Genomic DNA, 16,187 nt, shown 5'->3' with positions numbered 1-16,187 from the left:
CCTCCTGTCAGGGGGTGGTGGGACGGGTGGCTGGACGGCCGGTCATGGTCGGTCGCGGAACTCCACCTGGATCTGACCCGCGCGCCGCACGGCCACGTCGAGCGCGTCGTCCAGGGAGGTGCCGGTGGCGCCGAGGAAACCGAGGATGTTGTTGCCGGCAGGGGGTCGGAGGATGACGTCACCCGGCGTGGCGGTCACCTTGAGGAAGAAGATCCGGGGGTCGTCGCGGGCCTCCGCCGGCACCTCGACCCTGTCGATCGTGCCCGATGCGCACAGCAGGCACATGGCCGCGGTGTGCACCCCGGTCGGCTGGTAGTGGTCGACGGCCGGGCGTCGACCGCTGGCCACGTCCACGACCGCCTGGATGGGGTCGTAGCCGGCCGACAGCCGCGCCATGTGGTCCAGTCCTCCCCCACCGGGACGCACCGCGATCTCCAGCAGGTGGGGGCGGCCGTCGTGGAAGCGCACCTCGGCGTGCATCGCGCAGCGGCGCAGCCCTTGCGCGCGGGCGCCGGCCGCGACCACGCGCTGCACGTCGGCGAGCTGGGTGGGCGTCAGCGCGGTGGGTGCGTGGTGCACGTCGTCGTCGAAGGTGTCGCCTTCGACGGTGATCCGGTCCACGACCGACCCGAGGTACACCTCGTCGTCCCAGGCCAGGGCCTCAATGAGGTACTCGTCGCCGTCGAGGAAGGACTCCACCAGCAGCCCGTGCGGGCCGAGGTCGACGCCCTCGGTCTCCATCAGGTACCACGACATGGTCTGGATGCCCGCGCTGGCCTGGTCGAACCGTTGCGCCATCTGGTCGGGGGAGTCGACGCGGAAGACGAAGTTGCTGGCCGCCCCGAGGGTCGGCTTGAGGATCACCGGGTACCCGAACTTGCCCGCCACGGCCAGCGCCTGGTCGCGGTCGGCGACGAAGGCGAACTCCGGGTGCGCCGCGCCGCCCCGCTCGTGGGCCTCCCGCATCAGCAGCTTGTTGCGGCTGGTCCGGGCGGCTTCGAGTCCGATCCCGGGGAGGCCGAGGGCCTGCGCCACGGCCGCGACGGCGACCACCCCGGACTCGGAGAACGTCAGGACCCCGGCGAAGTCCTCCTGCTGATGCCACTGCCGGGCGGCGGCGGTGATCGCGTCGACGTGCCGCGACCCGGCGACCCGGTAGCGGGGGGCGGGCCAGAAGTCGGGCGTCCCCTCGCCGTTGAGCACGTGGAGGTCCACGCCCAGGTCGGTGATCTGTTGGTATCGGGAGGCGTAGTAGGTGCCGTTCTGCACTGCCTCGACGGCGAGCAGTTTCATTGTCTGTCCCCTTCCGGTGGTACGACATCGATCGGGCGGTCTGCGTCGACGACCGTCACGGTGGGCACGGCCGGCATCTCAGCAAGCGACCCGTCGGCGCACCGGACGAGCGCCTCGGCGATGAGCGGTGCGAACTTGAAGGACGTGCCGCCGCAGGCGGCGTACGCGACGACCTGGTCGCCGAGGCGGGCGGCGAGGGCGCCGCCGCTGACGTCGTCGGCAAGGTAGTAGCAGTCCCGGGCGGCGGTCACCCAGTCGCCGCGCAGCGCCGGGATCAGCGGTGCGAAGGCGTCCAGCAGATGCTCGCGCCACGCGGCGTCGGTGTCGTGGTCGTCGATGGCGGACACCGGGCGGCAGGCGCTGTGCGCGCTCAGTTTCAGGGGTGTCCCGGCCACCGGCGGGACCAGCCACCGCCGCTGTGGGCCGCCGAGCGAGGGCATGGCGGCCAGCGTCGACCATGCCCGTTCGTCGTCGACGTCGCAGTAGAGCATGCTCTGGCGGTAGAGGGTCAGGCGGTTCGCCACCGACGGCGGCAGCAGGTCGCGGGACCAGGCCCCGGCGGCGACCAGGACCGCGTCGCCGGTGAGCACCGTGCCGTCGGCCAGATTCACCGCTTTCGCCGCCGGGTCGATCGCCCGCACGGGCTGGTGGGTGACGAACCCGACCGTGGGCTGCCAGCGCAGCCAGCCGAGGCAGCCGCGCAGCACCCGGTCGGCGAGCAGGACCCCGGCCTCCCGTTCCAGCACCGCGGTGGCGTCCGGGGCGAACGACAGCATCGGGTACCGTTCGGCCAGGTCAGCGCCGCGCAGCACCCGCGACCAGACACCGGCGTACCCGAGCAGCGAGACGGCGGGGACGATCTGGTCCTCGGGCAGCACGCTCAGCGCGCCCACCCGGTCGTAGAAGCGGGTGTAGAGCGTCTTCTCCAGCTCGATCCACCGGCGGTGGGCCCGCGCCGCCGCGGTCGTCGCGCCGCCGTCGCCGAGGTGCAGGGCACGGATGATCCGGTGCCGGTCGGCGGAGGCCGCCGCGGCGTTGGGTAGTGCGGCCTGCTCCACCACGGTGACCCGGTGTCCCGCCAGGACCGATTCGACCGCCGTGAGCAGGCCGATCACGCCGCCACCGACTACGGTGATGTGCACGGGACCTGGTGCTGGGCGGGTGCGACGGCGGGCAGGGTGGGCAGGTCGACAGCGCGCACCGGTCCGCTGTCGGGCGCGGCCTGGCCCGGTCGGCTGGTCGTGGCGGCGACGGCGGCGCCCAGGTCGATCAGGATCGGCGCGGCGGCGGCGGCGAGCGCGCCGACCTCGGTGTACAGGTCGCCGAGTCGCTCGATCGCGGCGGGTGCGTCGAGTTCGGGCAGGGCGGCGGTCAGGGCGGCGGCTGACTCCCGGAGCCGCTGTACGTGCAACGAGATGAGGTCGGCGGCCCGGAACATGCTGAATCCGGGCAGCTCGTAGCAGGCGGTGAACCGGGCGGTCATGGCGGTGCGCCGGGTGTGGGCGGCGGGGCCCGCCGGTAGGGCGGCACCGTGTACGCCGAGCGTCCGCGCCGCCGCGGCGAGGTCGGTGACGAGGTCGTTCCAGGGCTGCACGAGCCGCGTGTGCGCGACCTTGGTCAGCGCGGGGCTGCTGAAGCTGGTCCGGGCGTGCTCGGGTGCGGTGAGGGCCAGGTAGAAGCGCACCAGGTCGCGTGGCACCTCCGCGAGCAGGTCCCGGGCCCAGATCACGTGGCCCTTGCTCGTGGAGAACTTGTCGTGTTCGAGTTCGTAGAACTCGTTGCAGACGATGGTGTCGGGCAGCACGTAGCGGTCCTGGTGGGCCAGGAGCAGCGCCAGGTGGGTGACGCCCCAGAAGTAGGCGTTGTCGAAGCCGAGGAAGTAGACCAGCTGGATGTCGCGGTCGCGTCGCCAGAGCTCGTCGGCTGCGGCGGGCCGTTCACCGGCGTGGGCCTGTCCGACGGCGGTGCAGTACATCGAGGCGGGCATGCCTTCCGCCCAGGCGTTGAGGACCTGTCCCGGGGTCTCGGCGAAGGGCGCGGGGATGCCCCAGTCCGTGGGGTAGGTGATCGGGAAGTCCGGCAGGGGTCGGGCCAGCAGTTCCCGCACGAGTTGTTCCATGTGCGGCCGCCACGGCAGCCGCCGGTGGGCGTAGAACTGTTCCAGTTGCGGGCGGTACCGCTCCAGCGGCAGGACCAGGATCTGTGTCTCGCGCAGCGTCACCGGGTCGTCGGGGTCGACGGTGGACCACGGGTCACGCAGGTCGTCGAAGTTGTTGGGGTGGCCGCACGATTCGCACAGGCCGCCCCGGCTGACCGCCAGGCAGACCGGACATTCGCCGCTGACCAGCCCTTCCATCAGGTACCTGCCGGTGGCGGCGGAGTACGGCATGCGGACCGTCCGCAGTTCGAACGCCCCGGCCCGGTACAGCCGGTCGACGAAGTCGAGCACCGCCGACCGGTAGCCGTCGTCGAACGGCGCGAACCCGTCCACGGCGATGCCGACCGCGTCGAAGGCCGCCCGGATGTCGTGCCACGACTTGTCCGCCAGCGCCTCGGGGCTGGTGCCCTGCCGGGCGGCGGTACCGACGACGTAGGTCTGGCTGTCGTCGGTGCCGCTGACGTAGAGCACGCTGCGGCCGGCGGCGCGCAGGTAGCGGGCGTGGACGTCGGCGGCGAGGTACGGGCCGGCGATGTGTCCCACGTGCAGGTCGCCGTTCGGGGTGGGTGGCGGGCCGATGATGACCACCCGGCGGTCGTCGGTGTCGGCGGCGTTCACGCGGGGCCGTCCTGTCCGTCGCGGGTGAGGAAACGGCGGGCCATGTCCTGGTCCCACCAGACGCTGTACATCTCGAAGTCGGTCTCCCCCTCGTTGATCACGCGGTGTTCGACGTGCGGGGGGAAGTGCACGATGTCGCCGGCGACGAACGGGCGGCGTTGTCCCTGGGAGTCGAGGACCGCGGTGCCGGCGAGGGCGATGAAGATCTCGTACTCGTGGTGCGCGTGTGCGGTCGAGGCGGTTCCTGGCCGGATCACGCACCAGGAGCCCTCGAACGGCGCGTTCAGCGCCGGCCAGGGCAGCAGTCGTTGGGCGTCGAGCCCGTTCTCGTGGCGAAGGTCGGCGCGGTCGAGCGGTTTGATGTCCACCGGATACTCCTCAGGTGATTCGGTACGGTCGGTGGCGTGGCTAGGCGATGGAGGGCACGCTCTCGGCGCTGCGCGGGGCCGGAACGGGGGCGGTGTCCAGCGCCGGGATGACGGCGGCCGGGGTGACGTCGGCGCGGTGGGCCAGGAGGTCCTGGAGGATCTCGTCCGAGCGCGCCGCCAGGACGCTGAGCAACGAGTCGGCGATGCCGTGGGTCGCCTCGTTGACGCCCTGCAGGTAGCACGCGCCGGTCGCCGGGCCGTCGAGGACCAGCCGGTAGTGGCGGGTGACCTGGATGCTGTCCAGCCCGAGGGTGTCGCCCAGCGTCCGCACCATGCGCGGCATGGCGCTGACGAAGCCGGTGCCGAGCAGGACGAGGTCGACGCGCAGTTCCTCGGTGCGGCCGCTCATCCGGTCGTTGAGGGTCAGTACCACCTCGCCGCCGTCCTCGACGGCGCCGGTGACGTCCGCCATCGTGATCATCCGGAGTCGGCGGTGTCCGCCCAGCCGGTCGAGGTAGAACTGCCGGTACAGCGTGTCCAGCATGCCGGGGGCGAGCCCGGCGTAGTTGCTGCGGTGCATCTCGGCGAGCAGTTGGGTGCGGGCCGGTGGCCGGGCGGCGTGGAACTGGTCCACGAACGACGGGAAGTACAGCTCGTTGGTGAACTTGCTGCTTTCGTAGTTGTTCAGGCCGATCGAGCGCATGATCATGGTCGGGGTGCATCCGGGCAGGTCCTGCTGCACGGCGGCGAACATCTCCGCCGCGCTCTGCGCTCCGCCCACGACGGCGACCCGGTAGGGGCGGTCCTGGGGCACCGCGGCGATGCGCGGGACGTACTCGGTGCTGTGGATGAGGAGGTCCCGCCGTAACCCGCCGAAGACCTCCGGCACGTGCGGGTCTCGCCCCATGCCGACGGACAGGTAGCGGCAGCCGATGGTCTCCCCGTCGGCCAGGTGGGCCAGCCAGCCGGTGACCACGCCGTCGGCCGTGCGGCGCGGCTCGATCGAGGTGACCTCGCGGCTGGTCTCCACCCGGACCCGGCTCAGCGAGTCGGCCGCCCACTGGAGGTAGTTCGCCAGCTCCACCCGGTACGGCAGGAAGCTGCCCAGGTTGATGAAATCGTCGAGCCGGCCAACGGAGTGCAGGTAGTTGATGAACGAGAACCGGCTCTTCGGGTTGCGGAGGGTGACCAGGTCCTTCAGGAACGACACCTGGCTCTGCGCTTCGGGCAGTAGCATGCCTCGCTGCCAGGACACCGAGTCGTCGCGTTCGACGAGCAGGGTGCCCCGGGCCAGGTCCTCGGGTGCGGTCTCGTCGATGGCGACGGCCAGGGCCAGGTTGGACGGCCCGGCGCCGATGGCGAGCAGGTGAACCTCACGATGTGTCATGGGCGCTCCACAGTGGTGGGTGGATGGTGCCGACAGCTCACCGACCGGCGGTCGTGCCGGTCGGGCGGCTGGGGTGGCTGACGGTGTCGGGTCAGCCGGCCGATGTGCCGGTCAGTGCCTGTCCGCGCATCCGCACCGCGGCGGCGGCAGCAGCGAGCCTGTCGTCGCACTCGCCTGCCGTGGCGCCGGCGCAGATGACGTAGGAGTGCCGGGAGATGTATCCGCCGGGCGGCAGCCGCAGTTCCGTGCCGGGTTCGACCAGGACGGCGGCGTGGAGGATGCCCGCCTGCTCGTCGGCGGCCGGTACCTGCACCGCGTCGACCCGGCAGTCTGCGGGCGGATATCCGAAGCGGATGCCGACGACGCGGTGCCGGGTCGCGTCGACCTGCGGTCGTCGGGCCAGTGCGACGTCGACGACGGCGGCGCCGGGGTCGATGCCGGTGGCCAGGCTCCCCAGCAGGGGGATCAGGTCGCCGCCGAGGCGTCCGTTGATCTCGACGATGACCGGTCCGCAGTCGGTCAGTTTCAGCTCGGTGTGGGTGATGCCGTACCGCAGGCCGATGACCTGGTGCGCGGCGCGCAGGATGCGCAGCAGGTCCGGATCCTCGCGTAGCGGGTCGGCCGGGTCGACGACGTGGCCGAGTTCCTCGAAGTAGGGATGCATGCCGACCTGCTTGCGGGCCAGGAACAGGGGTACGTACTCGCCGTCGACGACGGCGGCGTCCATGCTGATCTCCGGTCCGGTGAGGTACTCCTCGACGAGTGCGCCGCCGTGGTAGGCGACCGCGCCGATCCGGCTCGCCTCGTCGGCGATCTGGAAGGCCGCCCGTGCCTGCGGTGCGTCCAGGGCGAGCGCGACGCCGATGCTCGCGCCCATGCCGCGCGGTTTGACCACGACCGGGAAGCCGATGTGCTCGGCCAGCGTAACGGCTGCCTCGGCGTCGTCCGCCCACCCGTAGCGCGGCTGCGGCAGCCCTGCGGCGGTGAGCAGCCGGCGGGTGCGGTGCTTGTCGCGGCAGGCCTCGATACCGTCGACGGTGGCACCGGGCAGGCCCAGTGCGGCGGCCACGTGGGCGGTGTTGACCACCAGGGTCTCGTCCCAGCTCAGGACGCCGCGCACCGGGCGGTTCGCGGCCAGTTCCCGGGCCTGGGCGAGGACGGCGTCCCGGTCGAGCACGTCGACCTGGGTCGCCCCGGTCAGGTACGGCTGCTGCCAGTCGGGCGGCTGCGGGTTGAACAGCCACAGCCGGTGGCGGGCCGCCGCCGACGCGAGCAGGTACTCCCGGTACCTCTGCATCCCGCACCCGAGTACGAGCACCACACCGTCTGCGTCCACCGTGTTCCCTTCGGCCGCGGGGTCGTCGGCACTGTCGACGCGTTCATTCAAGGTGGGCGCGCGGTTGACCGGAACCCTGCCGGTCACCGAACAATCAACTGCGCGACGGACGCGCTACGACGGGTCGTGGTCGGTCGGGCGGTCTGCCGGCGGGGATACGCCAGCTCCTCGGCCCGGCAGTCGACGCACTCGGCCGACCCGGTGTGGTCGCGCCGGCAGCGTTGTTCGGTGACGAACAACCGCACCAGGGGCGGCAACCGGAACCGTCCCGCGATCGGCGTGTACTGCAGCAGGCCGCTGTCCACCAGGGTCTCGACCATGTCGTCGCCGACGTCGGCCGGCACGCCCAGGCCGGCCCGGGACACACTGCCCCGGTCCCGGGCGGCGAGGAGGGCGAGCGCCTCGCGGGCGGCGGGCTGGAGTCGCCGGAACGCCGAGGCGAGCCGGTCCCGGACACTGAGGTCGCCCACCCGCAGCCGGTCGAGCAGCCGCTGCCGGTCGCCCAGGTGGTCGACCAGATGGGTGAGCGGCCAGGTGGGGTGTGCGGCGATCCGCCGTCCGGCGACGTCGAGCGCGAGCGGCAGGTCCGCGCACAGTTCCGCGATGTGTCCGGCGGCGGCGGGCTCGGCGCTGGTCCTGCGGCCGCCGACGAGTCCCAGCAGCAGTGCCACCGATTCGGGGCGTGGCAGCGGCTCCAGGTGGATGCGGTGCATTCCGTCGAGCCCCAGCAGCCGGCTTCGGCTGGTCACCAGCACGACGGTGGAGTGGGAGTGCACCAGGAGCTGTCTGAGTTGGGCTTCGTCCGCGGCGTCGTCGAGCAGGACCAGCATGCGCCGCTGGGCCATCAGCGACCGGTACAGCGCTGCTGCCGGTGCGACGTCGGAGGGTACCTGGTCGGCCGGCACCCCCAGCGCCTGAAGGAAGGCGGCGAGGACGGCGCCCGGGTCGACCCGGGCGGCGCCGCTGCCACCGAGGTCGGCGTAGAGTTCGCCGTCCGGCAGCGCTGTGACCTGTTCCTGGGCGAGGCGCAACGCGAAGGCGGTCTTGCCCACCCCGACCTGTCCGCTGAGCAGCAGTGGTGCCCCCGTGCGGCCCGTGGACAGGGCCGCCGCCTCGGAGAATTGGGCCCGCCGGCCCACGAAGGAGGCCGGGAAGGGTGGCAACTGGGCGGGGCGCGGCGGGGGCACCCCGACGACGGGGCTCAGCGGCCAGGCATAGCGGGGCGGCGTGATCCAGTGCGGTGGCGACGGCTCGGTGGCCTCGGCCACGGAGCCCGTGCCGACGGGCTCGGCCGCCCGGTGCCGCGGCGGTCTGCTGCCGGTGACGGCCCCCGGCCGGCCTCGCTGTCCGGTCAGGTCGCGCCACCGCGCTTCCCACTCTCGCCGGTCCCCGCCGCACGCGTCGACGAAGGCCAGGGTCACCTGCAACGAGGGCAGTCGCCTGCCGCTCGCCGCGCTGGACAGTACGGATGGGGCAAAGAGCGCAACTCGTGACATCTGTCGGTAGCTTGGCGTACCGGCACGATTGCGCAGCTCTCGTAGGTCAGCAGCGAAAGAGGCAAAGGGGCTGTTTGCCTTATCCAGTGGCCTTTCTGGCCGTCCCATAACGAACCCCCAGGGATTTATTTGGTGTGGTGACGGTCGTCAAGGTCGACAGATGATGCAAAACCTCCCTGAAATTCCCCCGAATTACCCAACTCGCGCACGGCGGCCCGGAGGATGGCCGCGCGTTCGCCCACCGACTCACCCCGAAGACCCTGACTGCCCTCCACTCCGGCCATACCCGCCGTTGAGCGAAGTCCGCAGGGCAAGGCAAACCAAGCCAGGGGGACAAAGGAGGCGAACGTCATTAGACATAGTCGGCCGTCACAATCCGGCATAGCCGGATCGCAAATTGATACTAGCCAACCTCGGCCGCCCTCACCAGCGTCCAAAAGTTCCGTGCCGCAGGCTGCGGCACCACTCGTGAGTCGCCGCATTCGACCGCTACAGTGTCCCGGTGATACCGCGCCCGACACTCGCCGACCTGCGCCACTGCGCCGCGCAGTTCAACGCCTTCCGCAGCGTCGACACCAGCTGGCTGCGCTTCCGTCGGGTGACCGAACCGGCACCCGACCTCGGCCGCGCCGACCACCGTTCGGCCCTGCTGACCTGGCTCAATTCCTGGGGCTGCCGAATCCGCTATCCCCGGCCCGGAGAGCCGGACGCCTACGACAGCAACGTGACCCGGTGGTGGCATCGACAGTCGACGCTCCTGCCGAGCAGCAGCATCAGCGAACTGACCGCCGCCGAGATCGACGCCCTCGGCACCGCGTACGCCGAACTGGCCGCGCTTCCGGTCGCCGCCGGCCCGCGCGGGCGCACCCTCGGCCCCACCGCCGCGACGAAGGCGCTCTATGCCCTGCGCCCCACCGCCGTCATGCCGTGGGACGCGGCCATCGCCGCGCGCATGTACGGAAACCGGGACGCCGACGCCTTCGTCCGGCACCTGACCACCGGCCGCGAATGGGCCCGGGAACTGCTGCGGGAGGCCGGTACCGGGGAGGCTGACCTGCCGACCAGAATCGGCAGGCCAGCCGTTTCGCTGGCCAAGGTCCTCGACGAATACCTCTACCTGCGGGTACGAGCCGAGGACTCAGAGCTTGGCGGTGACCTGCGCCGCACCGTCGGGGCGCTCGCGTAGGCCCACCGCCGCGGTCGCCGCCGAGGTCAACCCCACGACCAGGGTGAGCAGCCAGACCCCGTCACCCCACTGGGTCCAGGCGAACACGCCGACCACCGGCCCGATCGCCGAACCCAGACCGAACACGGCCTGCGACGCGCCGATGTAGCGGCCCTTGACCGCCGCAGGCGCCTTGGCGGGGTGCGCCCAGAGCGTCGGCCCGCTGACCATCATGCCGGACACGAACACCACGGTGGCCACGATGACGAGCGCCGCCGAGACGTCCACGAAGGCGTACCCGGCGATGCCGAGGCTCATGACCGTCGTACCGCCGGCCGCCGCGACCGCCGCCACCCACGTACTGACGTACGTGGTCACCTTGAGTTCACACAGGATCACGAGCACCGACGAGGTCACCAGGGCTGCGCTGTAGAGCGCCGGAGGGTGCCCGGCCGCAGCAACCTTCAGCGGCAGGGTGGTCGTGAACTGCGCGAACATGACCGCGCTCAGCAGCATCGACGCGAGGTACAGCAGGAAGCGTCCGTCCCGGGCGAGCACGGCGTAGGCGGCTCTGCCCGGCAGCACCCCGCTCGTGTCCCCGGCCGGCCCGTCGGTCCGGCCCGTCTGCGGCAGGAGGGCAACGGCCAGCAGCGCGTACGTCAGGGCGGTGAAGCCGTTGACGTAGAACAGCAGATCCCAGTCGACCAGGATCAGCGCGGCCGCCAGCAGCGGGCCCACCGCGGCGCCCACGTTCATGGCGATGCGCAGCATCGAGAACGCCATGACCCGGTGCTCGGCGGGCATGACGTCGCTGAGCAGCGCCGCCGCCGCCGGCCGGTACGCCTGCATGAAGGCGCCGGCCACCCCCACCACGATCAGGAGGTAGGTGAATCGGCTGGTGGACGCGAACGACGGAATCAGCATCACCAGCACCGCCGAGCTGGCCATCGCCGCCGCGATGGTCATGCGGGCACCGAGCCGGTGGGTGAGCTCCCCGCCGAGCAGCAGGCCCAGCACCGCGCCCGCGCTGTAGGCCGCGAGCGCGGTACCCGCCCGGCCGACCGACAACCCCTGCTGCGTCAGGTACAGCACCAGGAACGGTTGGACGAAGGCACCCGCCTGATTGATCAGTACGCCGCCGAGCAGGTACCGCGCCGAGGGCGGCGTCGCCCGGAGGGTGGCCAGGACACCGGCCGGCTTACCCCGGGCTTGCGCTGTCGCAGTCACCGATCGCTACTCCTTGTCATGGTGGCGGCCCGCCCGCGTCAGCAGCCGACGGCCTGCTCGAACTGGAAAAGACCGTCTGGGTCGTAGCGGTTCTTCACCTCGACCAGCCGGGAGTAGTTGTCCCCGTAGTAGGCCTGCCGCCACGTGTCGAGCGCCGGGTCGACGAAGTTCTGGTAGGAGGAGTCGGACAGGTGCCCCGCCATCGCCTCGTACATGCCGTCGAGCCAGCGCAGGTTCGTCTCGCTCAGCCCGGCCGGGTCCGCATCGGTCCACGAGGTGTCCATCGAGGCGAGGAACATCGTGTCCCGGTGCACGAACGCGGTGGCGTCGGCCGGCGTACGGTTGATCGCGCCGCCCCAGGAGAACAGGCCGATGCCGCCGCCGTCCGGGTTGCTGCTGCCGGGCCACCGCTCGACCCAGGACATCATCGCCGCGATGCCGTCACCCGACACCGGTGTCTTGACATAGCGTGTGCGCAGCGCGAACTCGTCGGCCGAGGTGGCATGGGTCATCGCGCCACGGGCATCCCAGTAGGTGCGTTCGAGCACCTCCCGCCCGGTCGGCGTGGCCACCGTCAGGACCGGGTCGAGCAGCGGCATCAACCCCGACACCGGGCCCAGGAACTGGCCGGCGGCGGTGACGGTGAGATTCTCGCCGATGCTCGACGGGGTCGCCCCGTGGGTACTCAACCCGATGCGCACCGCGAACTCGTCCGGCGCCTGCCACAGCACCTGTTGCAGGACCTCCACCACCTTCGCCGTGTCGGCCCACGCCCAGCTGAGGCTGAACGTCGTCACGTCCGGCACCGGCTGCGCCTGGAAGGTGAAGGAGACGTTGACGCCGAAGTTCCCGCCGCCGCCGCCGCGGCACGCCCAGAACAGGTCCGCGTTCTCCCGATCGTTGCAGGTCAGCACCGCACCCTCGGCGGTCACGACGACGGTTTCCACCAGCGCGTCCGTGGTCAGACCGAAACGGCGCGAGGCGTACTCGCAGCCGCCGCCGAGGACGAGCCCACCGACCCCCACGAGCGGGTTGGTGCCGGCGGAGAACGCCATCTCGTACGGGCGGACCGCGTCGTACACCTGGCCGAGGCGGGCACCGCCGCCCACGGTGACGAGGCCGGTGGACCCGTCGGCGCGGGCGAGGCTCAGCCGGCTGAGGTCGATGACCAGGCCGTCGTTGACCGAGTAGCCGGCGAAGCTGTGCCCGCCGGCGCGTACCACCGGTGTCACCTGCTGCTCCCGCGCCCAGGCCAGGGCCCGCCGGACGTCCTCCACGTCGGCCACGACGAGCACACCGAGGGGCCTGTGCCGGCCCTCGAACCGCTTGTTGAACAAGCTGGTGTGCGTCCGGTAGCCCGGATCGTCCGGGCGGAACACCCGGCCGGTGGTCACGTCGCTCAGACCGCGCCAGGCCACATCCGACGGACTGCTGCTCGTCACGACACCTCCTCGATCGCCGACGTTCCCTGGTCGGCTTCGGTACCGAACCGCTCCCAGTCCTCGTCGAGCCGAATCCGGCCGTTCGGCAGCACCTGCGGGGTGCTCCGGCACCGGCCGGCGATGACTTTCCCGTCGCGCAGCACCATCGTGTAGGTGAAGTCGATCCGGCCGACGGGATCGGCGCGGCCGGTCAGCGACCCCTGACGGACGTCGCCGCCGGAGAACTGCCCCCAGACCAGGTCGCCGTCCTGCCGGTACAGGGCCGTCGCCGCCTCGTCCGGCCCCGCGCCGACCTTCCGGAACCGCCTGCCGTCGTAGTTGATCGACATCCCAACCCCCTTGACTTGATCGATTGATCCAAGTCAAACGGGACGACAGGTTGATTGGAAGAATTGACCGTCGCGGACAATCAATCGCGCCCGCGCCGGGGTGGGGTGGGGTGGGGTGGGATCCGGCGGCGGTACGGGCCGGTGCCCGCACCCGACCGGCCCGCCAGGTCCGGCCCGGCCGACGGGGGCGGCGACGTGCCGCAGGCATCGACGTCGACGGGGCAGGCCGCCATCGCCCGATGGCCGGGGCGCCGCTGGCGGTCCGGTCGCATGATGCGATCGGCGCCGACGACGCCCCGCCCACCTCCACCGCGCACCCGGGGCTACTGCACCGTGAACAGCCCGTTGAGGTCGGCGTAGCTCGCCGCCCGGTCCAGCGAACGGTAGGTGCCCGTCTCCAGCAGTTCCCGCGCCGCCCGCTGCGCCAGCCCGTAGGCCGCCTCGGCGATCCCCGTGCCGACGCTGATCCGCCGCACGCCCACGCCGACCAGCTCGGCTACGCTGGGCCCACCCGCGCCGGCCATCGCGTTCACCGGCAGCGAGGTCGAGGCGGTCAGCGACGCCAGCACGTCCAGGTCCAGCAGGCCGGGCACGAACAGCCCGTCCGCGCCGGCCTTGGCGTACTGGTCGGCCCGCGCCTGCACGTCCTCCAGGCGACCGTCCGGCGCTCCGATCCCGAACAGGTAGACGTCCGTACGAAGGTTGACGAACAGGTCCGGCAGGCCCGCCTCCGCGGCGGCGTTGCGGGCGGCCTCGATCCGCTGCACCTGCACCGACGTCGGGTACAGCGTCCCGTCGGAGGCGCGGGAGTCCTCAAGGTTGATGCCGACCGCGCCGGCCTCCACCACGGCCCGCACCGTGGCGGCCACGTCCTCGGGCCCGGGGCCGTACCCACCCTCGATGTCGGCGGTCACCGGGACGCGGACGGCGGCAGCGATCCGGCGTACCGCCTCGGTCATCTCGGCCCGGGTGAGGCCCTCCCCATCGGTGCGTCCCAGCGACCAGGCGACACCGCCGCTCGTCGTCGCGACGGCGGCCGCTCCGGCCTGCACCACCAGGGCCGCGCTGGCGGCGTCCCACGCGTTCGGCAGCACCAGTACGGGTGCCTCGTGCAACGCCCGCAGGGTCCGCGCCTTCTCGACCTGCGACTGGTCCGTCATACCTGTCCTCATCTTCCGCCGTACTCGGTTGCCGACACGCGCCTCGCCCAGCCGTACGCCACGCGGAGGGTGAGATCGCACGGCAAACCGGAATACGAGCCCGTCCTGCTGCGGCGACCAGCGACACCTTGATGTCGGTGGGTGGAGCAGGGCAGAACGGCTCGTCGGAGGCAGGCTGGAGTTTGCCACCCACGGAGGTGGAAGACTGGCGGCTTTCGGCCATGTACCTCCCGCCCCGTCTTACCCGGAACATCACCCCAATGCTGGCGCCTTCTCACCGGAAACGCGCGGTCGTCCGCAAGCATCGACCACGCTGGTGAGACCACTACCGCCTGAACCACCTCATCGCCTGATCGCGTACGTCCCCTGACCAACAACGCGGTCTGTTGGACGCAGGCCCGACACCAGGACTGAAACCGAGTAGCCCTGATAACAAGGGGTCCTTCCCTACAGGCAGGGGGCGCCGTTGAGGGAGAAGCTCGTGGGGGCCGCGTTGCTGCCGCTCCACGTACCCTGGAAGCCGAACGAAACGCTCGCGCCGGCTGCGATCGTGCCGTTCCAACTGGCGTTGCGGATCGTGACGGCGGAGCCGGACTGGGCGTGGGTGGCGCTCCAGAGCGTGGTGATCCTCTGGTCACCCGGGAACGTGAAGTCCAGGGTCCAGCCGTTGACGGCGGTCGTGGCGGTGTTCATGATCGTGATGTCGGTGACGAAACCGCCCTGCCATTCCGACTGCTTCTGGTAGGTCACCGTGCAGGTGGCGCTGGGTGGTGGAGTGGTCGGGCCGGTCGGCGGGTCGATCCGGACCTCGTTGGTCGCGATCGACACGTTGCCCGCCGCGTCCCGGGCCCGCACGTAGTAGCGGTTGCGCACGGACGGCACGAGTGACGCCGTGTAGCTGGTACCTGGCACGGTTGCCACCAGCGTCGAGGTGAAGACCCCGTCCCAGCGGTAGACGTTGTAGCCGGTCACCGCGACGTTGTCCGTCGAAGGCGTCCAGTTCAGTGTGGCGGACGTGGTCGTCACGTCGCTGGCCGTCAGCGTGCCCGGGGCGCTCGGCGGCACGGTGTCGGGGCCGTTGTCGGTCGCCGGGGTGATGATGGTGAGCGGGTCCGACGAGGGAGAGCTGTGCCCGGCCGAGTCGGTGGCCTGGACGATGACGCGATACTGCGTGGCTGGTCTGAGTGTGATCGTGGCCGTGGTGACGTTGCCGACCCGGACGGATTCCCCCAGGTCGTGGAACGCCTGGAAGTATCCGATCGTGTGTCCGGTGATGTCGCAGCAGCCGGGCTCGGCCGCCGTCCAGGTCAGGGTGGCCGACGTCGAGGTGATCCGGCTGACCGCCAGGTTCCTCGGCGCGGTCGGCGGGAGGTCGGCCGGGGGCGTCGAGCTGGTCGCGTCGACCGTGTTGGACGCGGCCGACAGGTTACCCGCGGCGTCCTTGGCGCGTACGTAGAACTGGATGCGCGGGCCGGGTCCCGTCGTGGCCGAGGGCGGCAGCTGGTACGTCGTCGACGTGGCGGTGCCGAGCAGCGTGGAGGTGTACCAGCCGTCGAACTTGTAGACGTGGTAACCGGTCACGCCGACGTTGTCCGGCGCGGCCGACCAGTACAGCGTGCCGTTCCGGTTGGTCAGGTTCGTCGGCGAGCCCGGTGGCACGGTGTCCGGGCCGCTGTCGGTGGCCGGAGCCACCACGGTGATCTGGTTCGACCAGGGGGAGGTGCGTCCCGCCGAGTCCTTGGCCGCCACCCTGATGTGGTACTGGCGGGTCGGCGAGATGGTGATCGTGGCCGTGGTGACGTTTCCGACCGTCGCGGTGGGGATCACGTCGCTGAACGGCTCGGGGTACATGATGGTGTAGTTGGTGATGGCGCAGCAGCCGGGGCTGGAGGCGGTCCAGCTCAGGGTGACCGACGTCGAGGTCACCGTGGTGGCTGTGAGCAGCGCGGGCGGGGCCGGTGGCGCCGGTGTGATGGGCGGGGTCGAGGGCGCGACGGCGCCCGCCCGCGTCGACACGGTGTCGGCTCCGGCCGCTGGTCCGGTGACCAGGCCCACAGCCAGCACCGCGACCGGCAGGGCGGCGGCCAGGAAGGCCGGCCACAGGCGGCGGAAAACCGATCTGGGGCTAGTGTCCACCATGCTTGGACAATGTCGCGACGGATAGATGTGCGTCAAGGTAATGCTCGACAGCTGAGATGCGCGACGGCG

Annotated in this window: 13 protein-coding genes and 1 pseudogene; 1 reads left to right on the top strand and 13 read right to left on the bottom strand. The window is 71.3% G+C overall.

Annotation, left to right across the window (positions count from 1 at the left end):
* Positions 1–42: 42 nt before the first annotated feature.
* The 8 genes and pseudogenes from AWW66_RS08305 to AWW66_RS36365 all read right to left on the bottom strand — a co-directional run.
* Positions 43–1,293: an ATP-grasp domain-containing protein gene (locus AWW66_RS08305; protein WP_067362176.1), complete on the bottom strand. Its 1,251-nt coding sequence runs from the start codon at positions 1,291–1,293 to the stop codon at positions 43–45.
* A complete protein-coding gene (locus tag AWW66_RS08300; RefSeq protein WP_067362173.1) occupies positions 1,290–2,435 on the bottom strand; it encodes an FAD-dependent oxidoreductase in 1,146 nt (381 codons plus the stop codon). Before AWW66_RS08300 ends, AWW66_RS08305 begins: the two co-directional genes overlap by 4 nt.
* Positions 2,420–4,069, bottom strand: a complete 1,650-nt coding sequence (locus AWW66_RS08295; RefSeq protein ID WP_067362170.1) for a class I tRNA ligase family protein — start codon at positions 4,067–4,069, stop codon at positions 2,420–2,422. Before AWW66_RS08295 ends, AWW66_RS08300 begins: the two co-directional genes overlap by 16 nt.
* Positions 4,066–4,437: a cupin domain-containing protein gene (locus AWW66_RS08290; protein ID WP_067362168.1), complete on the bottom strand. Its 372-nt coding sequence runs from the start codon at positions 4,435–4,437 to the stop codon at positions 4,066–4,068. The genes AWW66_RS08295 and AWW66_RS08290 overlap by 4 nt, the downstream gene beginning before the upstream one ends.
* A gap of 40 nt (positions 4,438–4,477) precedes the next feature.
* Positions 4,478–5,824, bottom strand: coding sequence for a lysine N(6)-hydroxylase/L-ornithine N(5)-oxygenase family protein (locus AWW66_RS08285; RefSeq protein WP_067362165.1), 1,347 nt, complete (start codon positions 5,822–5,824; stop codon positions 4,478–4,480).
* 91 nt (positions 5,825–5,915) lie between these two features.
* The gene (locus AWW66_RS08280; protein ID WP_211271872.1) at positions 5,916–7,160 is read right to left on the bottom strand and encodes an ATP-grasp domain-containing protein; all 1,245 of its coding nucleotides are present in this window, start codon (positions 7,158–7,160) and stop codon (positions 5,916–5,918) included.
* A gap of 83 nt (positions 7,161–7,243) precedes the next feature.
* On the bottom strand, positions 7,244–8,428 hold the full coding sequence (locus AWW66_RS08275; protein WP_169807075.1) for an NB-ARC domain-containing protein: 1,185 nt from the start codon (positions 8,426–8,428) through the stop codon (positions 7,244–7,246).
* Between the two features lie 120 nt (positions 8,429–8,548).
* A pseudogene (locus AWW66_RS36365) lies at positions 8,549–8,764 on the bottom strand (helix-turn-helix domain-containing protein); the annotation flags it as partial.
* Positions 8,765–9,158: 394 nt separating this feature from the next.
* Here AWW66_RS36365 and AWW66_RS08270 point away from each other — a divergent pair.
* Positions 9,159–9,842 (top strand): hypothetical protein, encoded by a 684-nt coding sequence (locus AWW66_RS08270; RefSeq protein ID WP_067362159.1) that lies wholly within the window; start codon positions 9,159–9,161, stop codon positions 9,840–9,842.
* Here the strand turns inward: AWW66_RS08270 and AWW66_RS08265 are convergent.
* The 5 genes from AWW66_RS08265 to AWW66_RS32550 form a co-directional block, all read right to left on the bottom strand.
* A complete protein-coding gene (locus AWW66_RS08265; protein WP_083978325.1) occupies positions 9,795–11,048 on the bottom strand; it encodes an MFS transporter in 1,254 nt (417 codons plus the stop codon). The two genes, AWW66_RS08270 and AWW66_RS08265, sit on opposite strands and share 48 nt — an antisense overlap.
* Positions 11,049–11,086: 38 nt before the next feature.
* The gene (locus AWW66_RS08260; RefSeq protein WP_245648041.1) at positions 11,087–12,490 is read right to left on the bottom strand and encodes an FAD-binding oxidoreductase; all 1,404 of its coding nucleotides are present in this window, start codon (positions 12,488–12,490) and stop codon (positions 11,087–11,089) included.
* Positions 12,487–12,819, bottom strand: coding sequence for an avidin-fold protein (locus AWW66_RS33525; RefSeq protein ID WP_067362153.1), 333 nt, complete (start codon positions 12,817–12,819; stop codon positions 12,487–12,489). Before AWW66_RS33525 ends, AWW66_RS08260 begins: the two co-directional genes overlap by 4 nt.
* Before the next feature lie 323 nt (positions 12,820–13,142).
* Complete coding sequence (locus tag AWW66_RS08250) at positions 13,143–13,979, bottom strand: isocitrate lyase/PEP mutase family protein (protein ID WP_067362150.1); 837 nt, start codon at positions 13,977–13,979, stop codon at positions 13,143–13,145.
* A gap of 447 nt (positions 13,980–14,426) precedes the next feature.
* Complete coding sequence (locus tag AWW66_RS32550; RefSeq protein WP_169807074.1) at positions 14,427–16,118, bottom strand: cellulose binding domain-containing protein; 1,692 nt, start codon at positions 16,116–16,118, stop codon at positions 14,427–14,429.
* Between the last annotated feature and the right edge of the window lie 69 nt (positions 16,119–16,187).

The organism is Micromonospora rosaria (genome assembly GCF_001567585.1).
In the GTDB taxonomy this organism is placed as follows: domain Bacteria; phylum Actinomycetota; class Actinomycetes; order Mycobacteriales; family Micromonosporaceae; genus Micromonospora; species Micromonospora rosaria.
The sequence above is the reverse complement of the archived record's forward strand: the minus strand, read 5'-3'. Positions and strand labels throughout refer to the sequence as shown.

Excerpts from the sequence above, each read along its gene's own strand:
- AWW66_RS33525 (WP_067362153.1), bottom strand. The coding sequence starts at position 12,819 with ATGTCGATCAACTACGACGGCAGGCGGTTCCGGAAGGTCGGCGCGGGG.
- AWW66_RS08285 (WP_067362165.1), bottom strand. The coding sequence starts at position 5,824 with ATGACACATCGTGAGGTTCACCTGCTCGCCATCGGCGCCGGGCCGTCC.
- AWW66_RS32550 (WP_169807074.1), bottom strand. The coding sequence starts at position 16,118 with ATGGTGGACACTAGCCCCAGATCGGTTTTCCGCCGCCTGTGGCCGGCC.
- AWW66_RS08250 (WP_067362150.1), bottom strand. The coding sequence starts at position 13,979 with ATGACGGACCAGTCGCAGGTCGAGAAGGCGCGGACCCTGCGGGCGTTG.
- AWW66_RS08305 (WP_067362176.1), bottom strand. The coding sequence starts at position 1,293 with ATGAAACTGCTCGCCGTCGAGGCAGTGCAGAACGGCACCTACTACGCC.